The sequence below is a fragment of the Paenibacillus sp. Soil787 genome, from assembly GCF_001429545.1.
In the GTDB taxonomy this organism is placed as follows: domain Bacteria; phylum Bacillota; class Bacilli; order Paenibacillales; family NBRC-103111; genus Paenibacillus_E.
Genome location: NZ_LMSP01000001.1, coordinates 112,213 through 131,651, shown reverse-complemented (window position 1 = coordinate 131,651; position 19,439 = coordinate 112,213). Strand labels below are relative to the sequence as shown.

14 protein-coding genes are annotated in these 19,439 nt (G+C 42.0%); 2 read left to right on the top strand and 12 right to left on the bottom strand.

Annotation, left to right across the window (positions count from 1 at the left end; all coding sequences use genetic code 11):
• Window positions 1–49: 49 nt before the first annotated feature.
• A complete protein-coding gene (locus ASG93_RS00630; protein ID WP_056827801.1) occupies window positions 50–607 on the bottom strand; it encodes a hypothetical protein in 558 nt (185 codons plus the stop codon).
• Between the two features lie 197 nt (window positions 608–804).
• Between ASG93_RS00630 and ASG93_RS00625 the strand changes: the two genes are divergently transcribed.
• Window positions 805–1,839, top strand: coding sequence for a YheC/YheD family protein (locus ASG93_RS00625; protein ID WP_235550686.1), 1,035 nt, complete (start codon window positions 805–807; stop codon window positions 1,837–1,839).
• Between the two features lie 87 nt (window positions 1,840–1,926).
• On the opposite strand, the gene ASG93_RS00620 is transcribed toward ASG93_RS00625, so the two are convergent.
• The 6 genes from ASG93_RS00620 to ASG93_RS00595 all read right to left on the bottom strand — a co-directional run bounded on the left by ASG93_RS00620 (window position 1,927) and on the right by ASG93_RS00595 (window position 6,310).
• A complete protein-coding gene (locus tag ASG93_RS00620) occupies window positions 1,927–3,327 on the bottom strand; it encodes a sensor histidine kinase (protein ID WP_056827797.1) in 1,401 nt (466 codons plus the stop codon).
• On the bottom strand, window positions 3,324–4,001 hold the full coding sequence (locus ASG93_RS00615) for a response regulator transcription factor (RefSeq protein ID WP_056827795.1): 678 nt from the start codon (window positions 3,999–4,001) through the stop codon (window positions 3,324–3,326). The genes ASG93_RS00620 and ASG93_RS00615 overlap by 4 nt, the downstream gene beginning before the upstream one ends.
• 33 nt (window positions 4,002–4,034) lie before the next feature.
• On the bottom strand, window positions 4,035–4,760 hold the full coding sequence (gene queC, locus ASG93_RS00610) for a 7-cyano-7-deazaguanine synthase QueC (RefSeq protein WP_056827793.1): 726 nt from the start codon (window positions 4,758–4,760) through the stop codon (window positions 4,035–4,037).
• A 55-nt stretch (window positions 4,761–4,815) separates the two neighbouring features.
• Window positions 4,816–5,496 (bottom strand): 7-carboxy-7-deazaguanine synthase QueE, encoded by a 681-nt coding sequence (locus ASG93_RS00605; protein ID WP_056827792.1) that lies wholly within the window; start codon window positions 5,494–5,496, stop codon window positions 4,816–4,818.
• Window positions 5,496–5,969: a 6-carboxytetrahydropterin synthase QueD gene (gene queD, locus ASG93_RS00600; RefSeq protein ID WP_056827790.1), complete on the bottom strand. Its 474-nt coding sequence runs from the start codon at window positions 5,967–5,969 to the stop codon at window positions 5,496–5,498. Before queD ends, ASG93_RS00605 begins: the two co-directional genes overlap by 1 nt.
• A 71-nt stretch (window positions 5,970–6,040) precedes the next feature.
• Window positions 6,041–6,310 carry a hypothetical protein gene (locus tag ASG93_RS00595; protein WP_235550719.1) on the bottom strand — a complete coding sequence of 90 codons (270 nt, stop codon included), beginning with the start codon at window positions 6,308–6,310 and terminating at the stop codon, window positions 6,041–6,043.
• A 216-nt stretch (window positions 6,311–6,526) separates the two neighbouring features.
• Between ASG93_RS00595 and ASG93_RS00590 the strand changes: the two genes are divergently transcribed.
• Window positions 6,527–7,156, top strand: coding sequence for a nitroreductase family protein (locus ASG93_RS00590; protein WP_056827784.1), 630 nt, complete (start codon window positions 6,527–6,529; stop codon window positions 7,154–7,156).
• A 66-nt stretch (window positions 7,157–7,222) separates the two neighbouring features.
• On the opposite strand, the gene ASG93_RS00585 is transcribed toward ASG93_RS00590, so the two are convergent.
• The 5 genes from ASG93_RS00585 to ASG93_RS00565 all read right to left on the bottom strand — a co-directional run bounded on the left by ASG93_RS00585 (window position 7,223) and on the right by ASG93_RS00565 (window position 19,275).
• Complete coding sequence (locus ASG93_RS00585; protein ID WP_056827782.1) at window positions 7,223–8,302, bottom strand: hypothetical protein; 1,080 nt, start codon at window positions 8,300–8,302, stop codon at window positions 7,223–7,225.
• Between the two features lie 232 nt (window positions 8,303–8,534).
• Window positions 8,535–10,235: a hypothetical protein gene (locus tag ASG93_RS00580; RefSeq protein WP_056827779.1), complete on the bottom strand. Its 1,701-nt coding sequence runs from the start codon at window positions 10,233–10,235 to the stop codon at window positions 8,535–8,537.
• A gap of 116 nt (window positions 10,236–10,351) precedes the next feature.
• Window positions 10,352–11,149 (bottom strand): Cof-type HAD-IIB family hydrolase, encoded by a 798-nt coding sequence (locus ASG93_RS00575; RefSeq protein WP_056827778.1) that lies wholly within the window; start codon window positions 11,147–11,149, stop codon window positions 10,352–10,354.
• Between the two features lie 115 nt (window positions 11,150–11,264).
• Window positions 11,265–18,218, bottom strand: coding sequence for a PKD domain-containing protein (locus tag ASG93_RS00570; protein WP_056827776.1), 6,954 nt, complete (start codon window positions 18,216–18,218; stop codon window positions 11,265–11,267).
• Between the two features lie 13 nt (window positions 18,219–18,231).
• Window positions 18,232–19,275: an S-layer homology domain-containing protein gene (locus tag ASG93_RS00565; RefSeq protein ID WP_056827774.1), complete on the bottom strand. Its 1,044-nt coding sequence runs from the start codon at window positions 19,273–19,275 to the stop codon at window positions 18,232–18,234.
• Between the last annotated feature and the right edge of the window lie 164 nt (window positions 19,276–19,439).

Genomic DNA, 19,439 nt, shown 5'->3' with positions numbered 1-19,439 from the left:
TTTTGATTGAATCGACGTCATACAAGAGGTGCCATACCAGATTAGTCAGTTATGCTAACTTTTCAATTACAATGGATGCGCTTACTACAGGTGTGCCTCCACCAATAGCATTTTGCAATATCAAATTACCCATATTATCAATCCGATTCAATGTTAACGTACCACCTGCCGTTAATTGAGTAACGACCTGACCTTGGTAAGGCTGATTTCCTGCGTTTGTACCATAGTTGCTGCAAAGTACCAAGGAAGCTGGAGCAGGGCCAGCAGGGTCAAAAAACAAGCCAAACGCACTATTTCCTGGTGTAGGGAACACTTCCCAAGTTATAAGATAGGTGCCAGACTGAAGGATGTTGATCGTTTGCGTAGCTGTGAATGAAATAGCCGTACCAGTGATAAGAGAATTATTGAAAGTAACGGCTTCACCTTGCCCGCCGGGGACTAATGCAGCAGCAACGTTTTGTTCTTCTGTGCTGCAAAGGAAAGCAAATGAAGATATCCCGCCAGCTGGCCCTTGCGGTCCTTGCGGTCCTTGCGGTCCTTGTGGTCCTTGTGGTCCTTGTGGTCCTTGTGGTCCTGGAGGTCCTGGAGGACCAGGTATTCTACCCATATACAATCACTCCTTATTTGATTTCAAAATCAAGATATTCACCTAATAGCGTTTTGGCTGGGCTAATTAGCCCTAAAAGTCGGTTTTTTTCAAATAGCAAGTACGCACATTTTCTGTATGAGTGTATTCTTGTCCATACACTTCCAATTTCCTAACATATTCTGTATAGGACTTTCTTTACAGGATTAAGGAGGAAAATGATGGACAAAGGAAGCGGTTTAGTCGGTATCATGGTTGCTAACCAGCATGAAAGAAAGTATGCCCTGCAAAAATATCTGAATTGCAATAAGACCAATATGAAATTATTCTGTTTTACCCCGGCTGATATTGATTGGAAACGGAATAGCATTACTGGCATACATCAAACAAACCGAAAATGGCTTCTAAGAAAATTTCCTTTCCCTGATGTTGTTTACAACCGTTGTTACCGTCTTAATCCTCAAATCATTGAACGCTTAGGTACTATAATCGGCAGTAACAAATGCTTCAATCATATCAACCAATTTAATAAACACGAGATTCATATTCATTTAAGCCAATGGCTCGCACAATATTTACCGGAAACTATCCTATACGACAAGGAAAATGTTTTGCGCTTACTAGATGCTCATAAGGTCCTATACGTTAAACCTTGTTACGGAAATAAAGGGAAAAGTGTTTATCGAGTAGAAGTGAAGGATTCGAAGGAGATTCACATTGGAGAGCATCATTTTTTACCTAAAATCATTGTAGAAGACTCTCAACAATTCCAAGTAAATATGGATAAGCTTGTGGGCTCCACTCCTTACATCATCCAAAAAGGTGTCGATATTCAATCACTGAACGAACAAGTTTTCGATATCCGAGTACTCGCACAAAAAAATAAGCGAGGTCAATGGTCTGCCACGAACGTTATCAGTCGATTAGCTCATAAAGGTTGCTTTAACACCAGCATGTGCGAGAAGGTTTGTCTATCCGAAAAAGCACTTAAACAATTGTATCCTCCTGATAAAGTTAATGCCATCATTCGCTCGATTTACGACATAAGCTTAAGAGCCGCGGAAATCATAGAAATGGGTACCCACTGCCATTTAGGTGAACTTAGTGTTGATCTTGTGCTGGATAGTGCCGGATTTCTTTGGATCATTGAAGTGAACGGAAAGCCACAAAAAGAACTGTATGATGAGATAGACAAGCGCGATAGCGTCTATAAACGCCCATTAGAATATGCTCACTTTTTACAAAAAAAATGATTTGCATTTAAACTACTATATGGGTTACAGCTTGGCAGGGTTACATGCTTAAATAGGAAAAGGACAGCATAAAAGTATGCTGTCCTCTTATTTTTTAATTGGATATATCAGAATCGGTATCGTAACGATAAATAACGTTCCTATATCGATCTCACTCTGCAGTTCAATAGTACCATGGTGAAGTTCAACAATTTTCCGTACAATCGCAAGTCCCAAACCGCTTCCGTCTGTCTCGCGATGTCTGGACGCATCCACCTTATAAAATCGTTCAAATATCCGTTCTTGATCAGAGGCAGCGATTCCCATCCCACTATCTTGAATGCGAATGCGAATCCGGTCATGGAGAGGCTCCAACTGTATGTGTATAGTCCCTCTTACAGGTGTGAACTTGATTGCGTTCCCAAGAAGATTCATCCATACCTGACTTAATTGGTCTGCATCGGCGGTAACTTTCACTCTAGGAAGCTCCAAGTCAAGCTCCAATTGCTTACTGGACCACTGCGGCTCATAGAATACAACAATTCTGCGTAATTGCTCATCTAGATCGTATGTGGTGGGTTGAAAAGGATGATGCTCCGATTCCAGAGAGGCCAGCTTCAATAAATTTTCACTGAGACGAGATAACCGCTCACTCTCACGTTCAATGATTTCCAAGTAACGTCCGCGCTCCGCCTCGCCAATTTCTGAACCTCTTAGTGCCTTGGAAAAGCCCCGGATCGACGTAAGAGGAGACTGGATTTCATGGGAAACGTTCGAAACAAAGTCCTGCCGCATCTGTTCCAGCTGTTTCAATTCGCCGGCCATATGATTAAAACTTTGAGCTAGCTGCCCTAGTTCATCTTTTTGCTTCACAGAAACATGCACATTGAAATTCCCTCGAGCCAACCGTTCAGTAGCTAGCGTCAACTTCTTTAATGGATTTACTAGATAGCGAGACGCGATGAGAATGAGCAAGCTACCGACAATAAGTACGATGAGAAGAACAGTAATAACGGCTGTCTGCACTTGATGACGAGCTACCTCGGAGAAGTTAGGATGGATGAAAAGGGCAAAAGTTTTGCCTTCTACTTGGAGAGGCAGACCTACCTTAATCCGATTGAATGGATCTTTGGGCATCCCATAATCTAGGCTTTTATAAATGCTGCCATGTAGAACATAGTCCACTTCCGATGCTTTAATAAGAGGAATCCCTTTTTTGTCTAAAGAGATCGGCGTTGCAGGCTCACCGTTTTCGTAAAATAAAGTCAAGATGTAGTTATCATTTAATCGGTTGCTTCCTGCCACAAAAGAATCAAGATTCTTCGGCTGAATGTCTTCACTCAATGTGACTAGTTGCCGGCCTATTGCGAGCATATCTGCTTGAAATTCCGTGGTAATCAGATTTCTGAAAAAGACCGTTGCCAGCGGAAAGGCGACGGACACACTAACCACAACAATGGCTAGAAATGTCAGCACAACGCGCAGATAAAGCGACTTTATCTTAATCATGCATTCACCTCGAGCCTGTACCCAAGTCCACGAATGGTCGTAATGCGAAACTCTTCCGTCAGTGGTTCGAACCGCTCGCGCAATCGTTTAATATGCACATCAACCGTTCGGTCATCCCCTTCATAATCTATTCCCCATATCTGCTCAATTAGCTGCGTACGGGTGAAGATTTGTGCAGGATAACTAGCAAGCTTATAGAGGAGCTCGAACTCTTTTAAAGGAAGCGCCAAGCGTTGATCCTGCAGACGGACTTCAAATGCTGTACGATCGATAATCATATTACCGAGTGTGATCGTCTGAGAGGCGTTGATCCGATAGCGTTTAAGTAAAGCTTTCACACGCATCACCAACTCCACGGGGTCAAAAGGCTTCACAAGATAGTCATCAGTACCAAGCTGAAAACCTTTCACCTTGTGGACTGACTCGCTTTTGGCTGTCACCATAAGGAGGGGTAAGTCCTCATACTGCGCCCTTAATTCGCGACAAAGTTCCCAACCGTCCATCAAAGGCATCATGACATCCAATACGACTAAATCCGCCGGTATTGTTTCAAGCATGCTGAGCGCTTCTTGTCCATTGCTTGCCTGTACGACCATTAAGCCTTCTCTGGCCAAATAAACGCGAATCAGCTCTCTGATATCTGCGTCATCATCCACCACCATGATTCTGGTCACGAAACGCTCCGCCTTTCTTGCGGGAAACTTATGCTAAACGACTTCAGATATATACGGAATTGGATCTTTGGATCCCGCTTCTTCAAAACCTTTCAACCGCAAACGGCAGCTGTCGCAAACACCGCAAGCTTCCACTTTTCCATTGTAACAAGACGTAGTTAGCTCGTAAGGAACGCCGATCTTCAAGCCTTCTTGCACAATTCGTGCTTTGGTCCAGTCAATGAGAGGTGTTTCGATCGTGATCCCTTTTCCTTCAACACCGACCTTAGTCGCAAGGGCAATCACTTCTTCCACTTTATGAATAAATTCCGGTCGGCAATCCGGATATCCACTGTAATCGAGGGCATTCACTCCGATATAAATCGCTTCTGACCCCGTTACTTCTGCATATGAGGTAGCAATGGAAAGGAATAGCAGATTGCGTCCTGGTACATAAGTCACTGGAATTTCAGATTCCTCGGAACCTTCCGTCAATCCATCCACCACATTCGGAACATCAATGTTATCATCCGTTAATGCGCTGCCGCCGAAATCACGCAAGAAATCTAGCTTGATGATCTTATGACGAGCACGAACACCATAATGCTCAGCGACTTGCTTGGCATTCTCGATTTCGATCTTGTGACGCTGACCATAGTCAAAAGAAATCGGGTACAGCTCGTATCCCGCTTCTTGGGCAAGTCCCATACACGTAGTACTATCTAATCCGCCACTTAAAATGATGACGGCTCTTTTCTTATTTTCGTTGCTTGCGCTCATAGTAAACACCTCTTTTTCTTCCTATGAAAAATGGATAATTAAGTAGATACGCGCTTTACACGCCGCGCATCGCTGGATCCCAAATAATCTTATGCAGCTGCATGTTCAGCTTCACCTTGGACAATCCTGCGTTAAGCATAAGCTCGACGAGCTTACGCGGCGGCATGGTTTCCCACACCGGGCTGAACATCGGCAGTGCCTTCGTCGGGTGCTGCTCAATCACTTCCACCGCGGTGCGGAAGTCGTGCTCGCTGCCGATGACGAACTTCAACTCGTCCTGCTCGCGCAGCAGGGCGAGATTGCTCATGATCATCTGCCCCATCTCACCAGAGTCGGGCAGCTTAAAGTCCATGATGTATCGCACCTTCGGCGATGCGACACGCTCTACGAACAGGGCGAGATCGATCGCACCGTTCGTCTCGATATGCAGGTCATCGACCTGCTCCAGCTCAGCGAGCGCGTCGATTAACACGAGCGACTTCTCGCCGTACAGGAGCGGCTCGCCGCCGGTAAGGCAAATATGCCGGGAGCGGTACGTCTCTACCTTGCTGATAATTTCAGCAATGGTCATGACGTTCTCCGCTTCCGCGGGCGGGTAGCTGTACTTGGTGTCACACCAGGTACAGCGCAGGTTGCAACCAAAAAGACGGACGAAGACCGTCGGGAACCCGGCACGGGTCCCTTCGCCTTCAACCGTCTCGAAGATCTCGACCATCGGAATGCGGATATCTCGCATTACACATCCTCCTCCATCATCGAGCGTGTGATGGCCGCATAGCTGGTCGGCGTTTCCCACAGCCGGATTTCTTCCAGCATAATCGCTGGATAAAGTTGTTCCTCAAGCAAAGCTTGATGAATTTCCTCATACATCCAGACGACCATATTTTCAGCGGTTGTATTCATAGCAGGCAGTACGTCATTCAAATATTTATGGTCCAATCGGTCAACGACACGTTCTTTGGCTATACGTTTAATATCACCAAAATCTATAGCGATCCCCCGGTTATCTACTTTTCCGCGCATAATAACTTGCAGTTTATAGGTATGTCCGTGCAGATTTTTACATTTTCCCTCATAACAATGCAAATGATGCGCACTGTCAAACGTAAACTCTTTGGAAATCAAAACGGATTTGTGATGATATTTTAATTGGTTCTCTTGGATGTCACGCCCCAACATTTGCACGTCTCTGGGGATATCATAGCTCATATCTATCACCTCATAATTATGAAAAAAAAACAGTACTCTACATTCTATCACGAAGAGACCGTTTTCCACAATCAATCCTGCTGTTTTCGTCTTCCCTTTTGAGACCAGTCCAAATGACCACGAATCTCCTGAATCCGTTCATTCTCATTACGTAAATCCGATTCAATTAGAGCTGTAAGACTTTCAATTTGATCAACCACAGTATCGGGCAGCTCAACCTCTTCAACTGATTTTACAATATAAAGCAAACATTGCAGCGTCTCATCCATAAGGCTTTTCTTATTGCCGGTTAACACGACCTCTGAGAGAAAAATAAGGTGACTCAGCTCTTTTTGCGTCATTTTCAAGAGGAACATCCCCTTTCTTGCTTCCATTATCCAACATTTTCCGACATCGCGAAAGACTCTCTTGACAACTCAAACTATAACATTTATGATTACAGTAATTGTTATGAATTGGTTTACTAATTGGGATTTTTTTCAAATGAGAAAACTGAATGCTTTTAAGCCTTCGAAACAAACGCTAAAAAAAAATTATAACCTTTGGAGGGAAACCAAATGAGTACAGAAGTTAAATCCGAAGTTCTGAAAGTTTTAGAAGACCGTCATTCCGTAAAGCAATATCAAGTTGGGCACAAAATGCCGAAAGCTGATCTTGAGCAACTGCTGACATCCACGTCACAAGCACCATCTTCATGGAATCTTCAACACTGGAAGCTTCTCGTGATTGAAGAACAAGCTCAAAAAGAAAAATTACTTCCTATCGCATATGGACAAAAACAAATCATTGAAAGCTCCGTAGTCATTGCTATTCTAGGCGATCTTGAAGCTAATAAAAACTTTGAACTCGCTTTTGGTCCAGCAGTTGAAGCTGGCCACATGCCAAAAGAAGTGTATAACACTCTTGCCGCTCAAATCGAAGGCGCTTATCAATATCCACAAGTTGCTCGTGACGAAGCTATTCGTAACGCATCATTAGCAGCTATGCAGCTTATGATTGCTGCAAAAGCAATGGGCTATGACACATGCCCTATGGGTGGTTATGATGCTGCTAAATTCGTTGAAGCTTTCAACGTTCCAGCACGCTACGTACCTGTTATGTTGATTAGCGTTGGTTTGGCTGCTTCCCCTGCAAGATCTGCAGGTCGCCTTCCTTTAGATCAAATCATCGTTTCCAACACCTTTTAATTAAACGAAAAGGCATGACTTCCATCTGTTATGGGAGCTCATGCCTTTTTTTCATTTGGTACTAGCTCAATGATACTGATCCGTTTCGAACCAAATTTCATCAATTAGCTTATTTCTATACAGCATAGATACATTAAACGTTTCGTACTCTTTTTCTTTGTCCAACTCTTCAAGCAATAATGTCGCAATTAGCTCTCGATCATCCGAATCCCCTGGTTCGCGGAAATCAATGAATCCCGTTAGCTGGCGTGAACTAATATCCACAGTTGCCGTACCTATAGGCAAGCCACCGTAGGATTGCTGATAAATTTCATACGTGAGAGTATCGCCATCATCTCTGGCCAAATGAATCGTGTAATCCTCCGGAGTAGGAAGCATCGTATCCTCTTCCAAGTCATCAACCAAATCTAATAAATCAATGTGCGTTAATTCTATCGTATCTACAGTTTCCCCATTATACATCATGTTAAAAATAAACGTATCCGTTTCATCCTCATTGAAATCTTCGACAATAAGCTCTGACACCCTATCCATTTCCTCATCAAAAGGATCGAATCTCCACGTTATATCTCCAATTACATCCGTACCATATATATGAAGAGTAATTTCGGCAACGAGCTCCGATTCTTTATCATAAACATGATAATCCACACGGTTTCTACTTTCACCTACAATAACAAGCTCATAGCCCTGTTGATTCTTGCGTTCCTGGATCATATCCATTTTATCAGGAGTATTCTCTGAGTCGGTGTCATCGAATCGGGTTTCGTCACTCACCCATTCATAATCAACCTCATCGTCATGTTCGTGACGGGTGTATGAATGCGAGTCCACTTCGAGCATAGTAGGTTGTAAGGCATGATCTGTTGCTATAACGAAATCATAATCACTATAACTAACTAAAACCTCGTACTCCTCAATAGCCAATGCATCAATGACATTCTGAATGTAATCCTGGACGAATTCATACACCTTCTGTTTATCCACGAGCGTAATGGACTGCTGCTCCAGATGAATCGAGCCTTTGAGTCGATCCAATTCCCTGTAGACTAGCGTTAACGTACCGACAAATTTCCCATTGTACATAATATCGCAGACTTCTCCGCCTGCCGTTTTCAGGTCGGGTCTAAGCATAATATCGGCCACGACTTTACTCGCCTCCTCTACAGTTCTTATGATTCTTCTCTAGATTGTCCCAACATCGACCAAAATATGAGTATTCAGGATAAACGAAAAAGGACAGTTCCCAGCGTCATGGTAATGAGTATTCATATGCAGTATTGCGCGCCGCGGCAAAGTCATTCGTCCATATTATCGAGATGATGCCAGCCATTATGGTGACCCTCCTCACTAACGTTGCATGGGTCACCTGTTTAATTTATCGGATAGGTAGATAGGTAAATGGTACAGTGAATATTAATTCATTTTTATAATTTAAAGTTACTACTGTTGAACCTGTTCCATTACTATCTGAATAAACCGTATTATAACTTCCAAAAGGACTTCCATTTTTAATAAATGGAGAACTTACTACAACATCGTTCCATTCTGACTCACTTGAAAATAATTGCGTAACTTCAAATCCACGATTTATATCTGTTTTCACCAGAGGGATCGCACTTATTTGCATTTTATCTTTAATAGTTACATTATTTGTTTCATCTTTGGCTGTAACCGTGATGTCTATCGGACTATTCGTTTCAGCATTACTATCAGAACTAAAATATAATGAATTTGTATGATCAATACTATAAGTTAATCCAGTGACTGATGAATTGTTTAAATACACCGAATATGTGACGGAAGAGCCAGGAACAGGTAGTAAAAGACTTTGCAAATTCAATTTCAATTGACTTCCTAAGATTATCTTTCTATTCACTAAACTATCTTTAGGAGTAACTATAAATTTACGATCTTCTCTCTCATCTCCGTTAATAGCCGATATTATATAAGTCTCAGCTAATAAGTCTGGGGTGAATGTAGCTTTAGTACCCGTGATAGTCAAATGGCCTGAGGCTCCATTAAAATCAAAATTAGTATTAGGATTAAGGGTGAAGTAACTAGCTAAATCTATAGTAATGGAAGATTCCGCGTCTAAGATAAAGTTTTCAGTTTTAGTAATATGAAAAGGGATTCTTCCTTTCGTTAATCCTCCATGATGATCAACTATAAGAACATTCAGGCCAAAATCACCTGTTCTTAACGGAGTCAAGTCGTATCCATGTAAGATTTCGCCACTCTCATCATACTTCTCTTCAAATTGAATATTTCCGTTATTCTTATCAATAAAAATAACATCTAACATATTTTCATTTTTATCACTAAAGTAATTATGAATTTGCTGTTCGATTTCCCAACTATGAATTGGTTCTCCTATAAAGCCATGAATTTTATCTGTTGTTTCCAACTGGTAAGGTGCTGAATTAAATGAGTCATACTCAAATGGGTCATAGTTATTTATCGTTTTAGGACTTATATTCCTAAGTAATCCTTTAACTACTTGGTCATTCGTTTGATCTTGTTCAGAGGACTGACTCATTAGATTTACAACATTCGAAATATCAAACTTAAATTCATCCGGATTCCCTGTATTTGGAACTACAATAACTTGAAATGTGTCTGTGATTTGAGTGTAAGACTGCTCTTCATACCTTGTTCCAATTACAGTGAAAGTCGCTTTGCCTACAGAACTAGTATTAATTTCATAGATCCCATGATTTCCTACTATGAATTTGCCCGTAGCGATAGTCAACTCAGCCTCATTCTGTATGACATGCATATTTTGAGCACTGTACAATGAATCTAAATCAACATATTTGGTTCCGTTTAATGGAATAACAATCGTCGTTATTTTATCCACTGGAGTTGCTCGAATTGTTGGAGTTACAGAAGGTGTTACAGAAGGAGTTATAGAAGGAGTTATAGAAGGAGTTACAGAAGGTGTTTCAATAGGTATTACAATGTTTGCATACCCCTGCTGAGCAGGAGCCACCATAAAAGGGATAGCCATAATCGCCGTACTAGCAATTGCCCCTATTATTTTCTCCTTTATTGTAAAAGCTTTTTTCTCTTTCCCCATCTTTACACCACCGTTATCAATTTTCTTTCTCTCATTCTACCATACGTCATAATATGGAAGAACCCCCTAAAACGACAAAAACCCTCAAAAATCGAGGATTTTATCGAACAATTATATTATAAACAGTATTTCAAGATAGCCTCACTTACACCCTCGTCATTATTTGAGGAAGTTACCACATCCGCTGCTTCTTTCACATCTTCTGGCGAATTCTCCACTGCGATGCCGAGTCCTGCAAATTCCATCATTTCCAGATCATTATAGTAGTTGCCGATAGCCATGATCTCACTTGGATCAATCTCTAATGAAGCAGCCAAAGCTTTCAAGGCGTTGCCCTTATTGGCCTTTGCGCTCATCACATCAATGAAAAGGTCGCCACTGCGAATCATCCGCAAATGACCGTATAGCTTCTGCTGTTCCCATTCCTTCTGAACGCGATCCAAATCAGTTTGGCTAAAAAGTGTAAATTTCACGATCGGCAGCCCAAGCTCTGATATATCCGTCACGAGTTTAGGGTTGATCAGAAATTTTTGATACATCTTTTTTTCGTACTCGCTGATCCGTTCGATATACATATTAAAAGAGGTGCATACATCGAAATGAATGCCTTCTCTTCGCACATAATCTAACATAGGCTCAATTTCAGGCAGCGTAAAAGCAAACTCATTGATCAACGTCTGACCCCGCTCATCCGCGTGAACAGTCGCCGCGCCGTTGTGCGTAATCATCGTCCCCTCAAGCCCGAGCTTTTGAAGAATTGGCAGCGTACTGGCTGGAGCTCTACCGGTACATAGCACAATATGACACCCTTGATCATGCACTTCCTGAATCGTTTCAATCGTGCGTTCTGATAATTCATGCTCATCATTTAAAAGAGTTCCGTCTACATCAAGTGCAATTAATCGATATCTCAAGATTTTCGCTCTCCCTTATGCATCGCCTTTTTATCGACCTATTGTATCATAGGAAGAGATTTGATTCATCGAATTTACATAAAAAAGACAGCTATCCGAAGATAACTGCCTCCAATTATTGAACCCTATGAACTCCAACTGATTTATTGACATTGCCAATAATTTGGACTGGAATATCCTCCGTTTTCACAACACCGTTGTGGTAACGAATTTGAAAATGAATGGTTTGCAGTCCTTGAGGCAAGCCCTCCGTAAAAGACTGGAATTTCGCATCAAATAGTTCTCCGCTAAAAGAGGTCGCATCCCCTCCTGCTGCAACTAAACGCTCAGATACATATATTACATGCCCATCTAACCCTGTCGTATCGATCCAAGCTGACACTTCGTCTACAGGAGCAGGTGAACTCTTACTAGAAACGATGAAAATTTCCCCAGAGTAGAAGTCCTTAGGTGCCGCAACCGTTTGGTGACCGCTCTTTTCATGCAAAACCAACCAGTTGTCTGTATAAGTGACATCCGAATGAATCGTCAAGGGCATCGCCGAAATCATTTTAACTACGGTATTAGCAAGACGTCCATCTGATACGGTTAACGACACCTTATACATACCAGGCTTAAGGAATCGACGTGAGATATCTTTAGTAGAAAAAGTGGCAGTAACTCCGTCAGGCTGCTCTAATTTCCACGCATAGGTTAAAACATCGCCATCTGGGTCGAATGAGGTATTCATGCTTGTCACTACATCCCCCTCCCAAACCGGCTTTGGTCTCCAGTCAAATTCGGCTACAGGTGCTCGATTGATATAAAACCATGTTTGCGCGGAATAATCTGACCAAGTAACCCCATCAAATACTCTAACTCTGACGCGGAGTTTTTGACCAGCTGGAAGTTCCTGATTGACCGTCCAACTCCCCGCATTAGAAACCGTCCCTTGGTAAACCTGCCCTGAGTCAAGCAACAGTACATCATTGGCCTCATTGGTAATTTGCATTTGGAAATAAGTGAAGGTTGTACCCGGATCAGGATCGGTTTGGCTCCACTCAAAGGTAGGCCGCAGTTCAGAGAAAATGGTAGGTGCAGCTTGCGTCCCGCTTGGAATCGTCATGCTGGCGACTGGAGGTCTATTCATAGTGAACCAACCAGAGTTTGACCACTCTGAGCAATATCTTCCATCATGTACTCTAACTTGAACTTGGAAGGGGCCGTTTTGACCTTGGATTAACGAAAGACCAAACCACTCCGTTGGGTGAGTATTCCAAGTATTGGCGATTGTATAGTAATCACAGTTGTTCCAAGATTTATTGTCACTATCATAACTACAGAAGTGTGCATAGTTACCGTATCTTTGAGCATCGTACACGAACCCAAATTGGTTATACTGAACTTGAGTCCCATTAGCATCTAGAATACGGTATTGGAAACTACGATACTCCGTAGGAACATCGGGATCATTCTGATTCCAAGATGGTTTCAAAACTCCGTCAGAAATAGGTGTAGGATTAGCTTGGGTTCCGTTAGGGAAAGTCAAGGTAGCCGTGGGAGGGAATCCTAACGCAAAATACCTTTCTGACCATCCAGACCATTCTCCTTGTTCATCCTGTACTCTAATTCTAACCCTGTAAGTTAGATTGGAGTAAACAGTCATTGGATAGTTATAACTTAATGAAACAGTATGACTATCGCTGAGTACATTAGAGACTTTCGCAATATTAGGGTTATTCATACTAAACCATTGCCATTGCGGATTATTAAAATAATTATAGTAGTATTGTTGCACATCTATTTCCGAGCGTACAATTCGGCTATCCGCATCATAATCAACCGCATTCCAAGTAAATAAAGGATTGTTCCCTGCTGATCCAGACGGATTATTCATATCCGTACTCGTATGGCTCGTGATATCTACGAAAGGCGCATGATTCGCAGGTGGTGCGTCTAGCCATAATATAGCTTCTGCCCAATCAGACCACGCTCCGTATTCATCTTTAACAGCTACCCGAAACGTATAAGCCCCCATTTCTTTTACTTTCGTTAATTTTCCATTTACTGTTGTACCATCTGGCTTTATGTACTCGTATCTTCGCTCAATAATTCCCCGAGAAGCCGAATAATCTATCCCCGTTGGTTCCGTAGAGTAGGTCCAATTGTTTAACCAACGATCTGGATCATAGCTTTGATCATCATAGGATACGTTATAATAAATATCTTGATTTACATTCAAAACCCCTATGGGTCTACGATGGATCAATACATTTCTAGAATACGGGTCAGATTCAGACAGGTACTCTGCAAAGGCAGGATTCGGATATTTATAGCCAACAGGTGTAGGATCATCTGCACCAATAAAGGTTAATTTATAAATCCCTACCTTATCTAGTGTTTTTATTGGATCTCCATTAAATGTTTGATTATTGTAAGCTGAAAGTCCACTTTTACCATCCCCCGAATCTAAAAATTTCGTAAAGTTCGTATGCTCGTACTTCCATTTATCCTTACTTATCAAATGATCATCACTTTCAGGATCTACAAACTCCGTAGAGTATGTCAGTTCTTCCCCCGCAATGCCGGTATCGCTAATTTTGTTATTATCTACAATCGGCACTTTAACATAGAAGTTACGGAAATGAGAACCATATCCGCCTATGAAAAATCCATAAGTACCTTCTGTCAGTGTAAGGTCAGTTGCTTCCATAATAGGAACCGATCCCATGCGTACTTTAATCTTTCCACCTCTAACACTAACCTTTATATTGTTAAAAGATGTCGTAGACAACCAGACTGGCGTTGACCGCAACTCAGTACGCACACCACTAACGAGCTTCGATAAGCTTATTTTGTTTGTTGTAAACTCTAATCGATACATCGTATTGTGATTAGTTGCCCTAAAGATTAAACCCGAAGGAGCATTCGCATTCGTATTCATACTAGATTGCAAGAAATCGAATACGTAATCTGCGTCTGCAATACTCGTATCCTTCTTCATGGTTTGACCAATTTCTGCTAAAGCGTAGCTAGAAGGACTAGTCGTTCCACCATTTATTTTATAATAGTAGAATTTACGTTCAGATTGACTATCATCTTCATCGTAGTGAGAAACATAGCTGCCTACACTACAAGAACCGCAAGACGTCCATTGGAAATTCCATCTTCTTAACTTATAATGCTCTTCTTGAAGAACGACTTGAAACTCTCCGTCTGCACTTAATCCTGCCGAGGATACGGTATATCTAAATCTCTCTTGAAGAGTTTGTTCGTGAGAGAAGGTATTAGTTGGTCTAGTTCCTTTGGTCGTATATGAAGCGAGTTTGTTTGCATATTTATCGGCAACTACGATTTTGTTCATACCATCAACGATATAGACATACCCGTCTGCCGATACAGAATAAATCACATCAACTAAAGTTGAACTATTGCTATCTGAACCGTCCCCTCGTATTACGCTGCCGTCTGTAGTCCTCGAACGATTATTGAAATAGATATCTTTGAATATTTCTATCTTCTTCGTAACACCTGTTTGTTTATTATAAGATACAAAGTATTCACTTATGGTGCCTGCTTGGTTACTACTAGAACCCGAGCTCCCAGAACTATAGGTATCCGTAGTTAGATTCATTGGTTGTTCTCGATATAGATATACCTCTGAGTCCTCATAGATACCCGTAAGCGTAGGTGCAGGAGTTACCGTATTTGCAGGCACTTCTAAGCCAGTCTCTACATCAAGCCAAGTAGTCACTACACACCCACATTGCCATGAGTAGTTACCTCCAAGCGAAACCTTAGTTCCGTCATTGTTTAGTTTCAGGTTAGCATGAGGTGATCTGTTTCCACTCTCACTGGACGAACAGTCACCCGAACAGCCGTCATAGATGTATTGACCAGAACGCTTCCAAGATATTGTGCCATCAGACGTTTTACGATAAATGGTCCATGTCTCACTATAATCGTTACTGTTATAATATCCCGATTTGAAATCTACCGAATAAGCTCCACCTTTAGCATCATAGGCTAGAAACCTTCCTGGATTATCTGGTGTAGGCTTATTAGGAACATACTTTTGTTGAACATAATCATAAGTATTTCCCAACCCTCCATCTATCTTGGTATTCGTCCCATCAAAAAATGGAATGGAACCTATAGAACCAACCCCGTACCTGTTACCCAAGAATTGAGTATTAAATAACTGAGGGACAGGGAAAGTATGCCAAGCGTTATAGGTTGTTCTTTGGTACTGTTCGGGAGTAATCGTTAATCCTGTGGCAGGGCCATTAAAAGGCTGTTTACCATAATGAGATGTTAAACCACTAGAAGCAGTATTGTAAGTAAATCCAATATCCTTTACTTTATTCAAATTAGGGTTAGTTAAAGAAGAACCTTGCCATTGATCTCCATATGCCATTAGCATTTCATTTTCTGAGGTTGTATGAAATAAAGGGGGTTCTGGATTTGCGCTTGTGACAGAGAATGAAACTTCGGGGGAATCATTTTTGATATCAACCACATAGCTTCTGGTATTCGTTAAACCCCAATCCTCCTTAGTTTTTACCGTTAATTTATACTTACCTACCTTAGGAGCTGTAAGAATTGCCGGCCCACCAACGGATATCGGTATATTCAAAGGCATATGATCGTTAAAAATTCCATCGTCATTGCTATCATACACATATGAAATTGACGTTTCTACGATTACATCCCCATCAGGACTATAAGATAAATCCCTGAACTGAACATTTCCTCTGACGGCAAAAATAGGCAAGTTGATGACAGCTGCTGGAGGTTTATCCTCCACAACGTTTATGTTTTTAATTGCTATGTTTTCTGGCAAGCTGCGTACTCCGTAATTGTCCTTTACTTCTAAGGTTACAGTCTCGATACCAACATTCGGATAAACGGAGAGGTTATTCGTCCAAAAATACTCCGTTATCGTTCTGTTTTTAGCTGGTTTGCTGCACGCTCCATTAATCGCGTTAGATGGAAGAGGACGGTTATGTACGACGCGATTTGGCACGTTAATACAGGGAATTGGCTCAGGGCGCATGACTGTTATTGTTGCATCTTTCTGCGTACAAGCTCCCTTATCATCACACATTCTAGCCGTAATCTTATGATCGCCAACGGAATTTGGAGCGGTTAACCAAGTTAACTTTTCCTCTCCTTTTAGATAACCTAGAGATGGAAAGCTTCGAATCCAGTTACTTGTACTATCAGCAAACTTCCACTCAAAAGTAACGTAGTCGTCATCAGGGTCATAGTGACTAGGTGCAATCTCAGGAAGCAGCCTAACATTCAGCCGGTCTCCTACAATGGTATCGGGTAAAGGAGTCCTGCTGTAATAATCAGCATCAGCAAACCATCCGATCTCAAATTGAGGTGGTCGATTCGGAGGTTTTGGACCAACCGTAAACTTACCTTCATAGAAATAGGAAGTTCCTCCACAACTATCCTCAAGCTTGTATTCAATAACCACTTCACCGCTTGTAATATTGCCTGGATAACCCGTAAAACCCATCATCCCATAAGCAAAAATAGACATATCACTTGTTGAAGTACTTGTGAGTGTACTCCAACCGTATTGAATATATGTACCCGAAGTTTGGGATAAAATGAACCTCCCTTGAACGGGCGTACAGCCAGAGGGAATCGTCCAGTTTGCTTTAATTAGGTTGGAATCTTTCCAAGGAATTGAGGGTTTATCTGCTGAGGTAGTTCCGCTAAAGTTTCCACCGTTTGGTGTACAGCTGGCTTGGGGTGTGATGAATTGACTTAAAACATTATTGCTAGCACTTGCTTCGGGGATATTATCATTGGAATCTAGATTCATGGTGATGCTCTTCATGCTGCTGAATGTATATGGCACTGATTCTGTTATCGTCTGACCTGCACCTAATCCTGAAGAATAGGTGAATGTCTTGAACACCGTGCCATCTGCTGCCAAAGTCACGTTGAAGGAATCGCCACTTGGAATTGCAACGCCGATGTTTTTGAATTTAATTGTAATGTTTACACTTGAGTTTTGTGGTATACACGCTCCGGCGTCAATACTCATTGCTGCAAGATCCGGCTTAACTGGTGGGGTGTAAGACACATCAATGGAAACCTGGTATTTGTAAGTGCTTCCTTCCCAAAGTCCAATTGCGAACATCGCATAGTTACGAGATAAACCACCTGATAGGTCTTGGTCAGGAGCATCCGTAATCTGACCAGAAGGAACCATACCATCCAATAGCATAATTGTACGGATCATCCCAGTACCAGGGATATCACCCTTTCCGTAAGCTAAAGATGTCGCACCATACCCAGCACTTGGTTTCTCAGCCCCAGTTATTGTTATAGTACTTTGGTCCAATTTGTCGGGATCGGTGATATCGGCTCCCACATCTCCAGGATCGGCAGAAGATTGGCTAAAAAACCAACCAGTAGCTCGTGACACCTCATAAGCGGTAGTCACGGCATAACCTTCTTTACCATAATTAGCAACTTTATCTCCGCTAGCACCATTAGCACTGTACAATGAAGACTGGTAGGAATAACGCAGGTCAGGTCCAAATGTAGCAGAGTCACCATAATTAAAATTATCTACTAATGTGTATCTCTTTCGACCCCATAACGGAATGCTTCCTGGATACGGAGACGGGTTTCCACTCGCACCATCGAACTCAACCGGAACAGTCTTCGAACCCTTGTGCTCCCATATCCTACCAGCAGGTTGCCGGTACATTTGATGCATAGGTTTAGTTAGAGATTTACCGTAAACAGTAGTCGCCCCACCCCCTAAACTTGTTAAGGTCACCGATGTGGAAGAAAAGGTTGCAACACCCCCGGAACCACCTCGATTACTCAATGTAACCCCAGTAATCGTCCCACCAACAAGTGCGCTGACATCCTTAGTGAATGCCTTAGTTGCGGAGGAAGAATACTGGGCAGCCACAGATGATGTGCTATAGGTCCCTTGTTCAAAATTGTAATACAGTTTCACAGTAGAAGCTGCCCGCACTCCCCCATGATCTAAGAATGGGATCAATAATTCCATTAAAATCAAGAAGAGCATTGCGATATTAATAAGCTTTCGCAAACTAACCACTCCCCTATTTAGATGCTAATGTTGTTTTATTGTTAAGAATATCAAATACAATGGCAATATTAGCAATTCTATTAGGAAGTGCGTAAGCAACGTAGCCCTCATGGGTCTGCGGTTTATTAAATTTCATCCAGCGAGTTAATGCTTGCTCGGACATTAGCAGGTAATTTGAAGTACCTAATTGCGTCAGTACTTGTACTGGCAACATATCAGGTGCGCCAACACCATCTTCGGTGGCTACTACAGTGAAGTTTGCAAAAATAACTTTGTTGTCGGTTTTACTGGTTGTTGGTTCCCAAGTACTCATATCAACAAGTTTCATATACGGATCTTCGGGATCAGCAGGGTCGGCAACGATAAGTTTGTTCAACTTTACGGTAACGCCATCGGCGTAAGTCCAGGTAGTCCCTATTTCCTTCGGCTTTAAACCAAGCATTGTAACCACATTACTACCAGTCTCAGCAATCTCAGCAGCACTGTCAGCATACTTATCTACCGGTAATTTCTCACCCTTTTTAGCCGACAAGATACGCTCGATAATCGTAATCGCCTGTGCTCGAGTGCTTGTCCCATAAGGCGCTAAATCTGTCGTGCTGACACCATGAATCAAACCTATTTTCACTGCATCAAGCATTGTCCCCTTCAGAGCTTTATCCACACTCCGAGCACTTAACATAGCCATTTCAAAACGTTGAAGCGGCTCATTAGATCTTTCCGGGAATTCCATTGGAATAACACTTAACTCCTTCAGCCTTTTAACATAAGGCACGAACCAATCATTTCCCTCCACCTTTTCTACTTTTTCACCTACTGCGGAAGATAACATTTTGATAAACTCTGCACGGCTAATCGGTAAATCCGGTTTAAAACTACCATCTTCATAGCCATCCACGTATTTCTTCTCAACGGCTGTTTGAATGGCTTGTTCTGCCCAATGCTGAGATGTGTCCACGAACTTGATAGGACTTTGTGCTGAAGAGTTAATCGCATCATACCCAACGGATGCTGCGCATAGCACCGTACATAAAATAATTGAAACCTTTTTTTTCATGAAAAATCCCCTCTTTCTATTGGTCACTCATTAAACGTAACTTATCCTCATCGGAAGTATCACAGAATATAAAAAACCGCCCAGCAATCGCCTAGCACACAGCGACACATGGGCGGTTCTTCCGCTCGCATTCCATATTCTTCTTGTTTGAAAATACCATAAAC

Coding starts and splice junctions, on each gene's coding strand:
- ASG93_RS00620 (WP_056827797.1), bottom strand. CDS start 3,327: ATGATTAAGATAAAGTCGCTTTATCTGCGCGTTGTGCTGACATTTCTA.
- ASG93_RS00625 (WP_235550686.1), top strand. CDS start 805: ATGATGGACAAAGGAAGCGGTTTAGTCGGTATCATGGTTGCTAACCAG.
- ASG93_RS00630 (WP_056827801.1), bottom strand. CDS start 607: ATGGGTAGAATACCTGGTCCTCCAGGACCTCCAGGACCACAAGGACCA.
- ASG93_RS00605 (WP_056827792.1), bottom strand. CDS start 5,496: ATGCGAGATATCCGCATTCCGATGGTCGAGATCTTCGAGACGGTTGAA.
- ASG93_RS00595 (WP_235550719.1), bottom strand. CDS start 6,310: ATGACGCAAAAAGAGCTGAGTCACCTTATTTTTCTCTCAGAGGTCGTG.
- queC (WP_056827793.1), bottom strand. CDS start 4,760: ATGAGCGCAAGCAACGAAAATAAGAAAAGAGCCGTCATCATTTTAAGT.
- ASG93_RS00590 (WP_056827784.1), top strand. CDS start 6,527: ATGAGTACAGAAGTTAAATCCGAAGTTCTGAAAGTTTTAGAAGACCGT.
- ASG93_RS00565 (WP_056827774.1), bottom strand. CDS start 19,275: ATGAAAAAAAAGGTTTCAATTATTTTATGTACGGTGCTATGCGCAGCA.
- queD (WP_056827790.1), bottom strand. CDS start 5,969: ATGAGCTATGATATCCCCAGAGACGTGCAAATGTTGGGGCGTGACATC.
- ASG93_RS00580 (WP_056827779.1), bottom strand. CDS start 10,235: ATGGGGAAAGAGAAAAAAGCTTTTACAATAAAGGAGAAAATAATAGGG.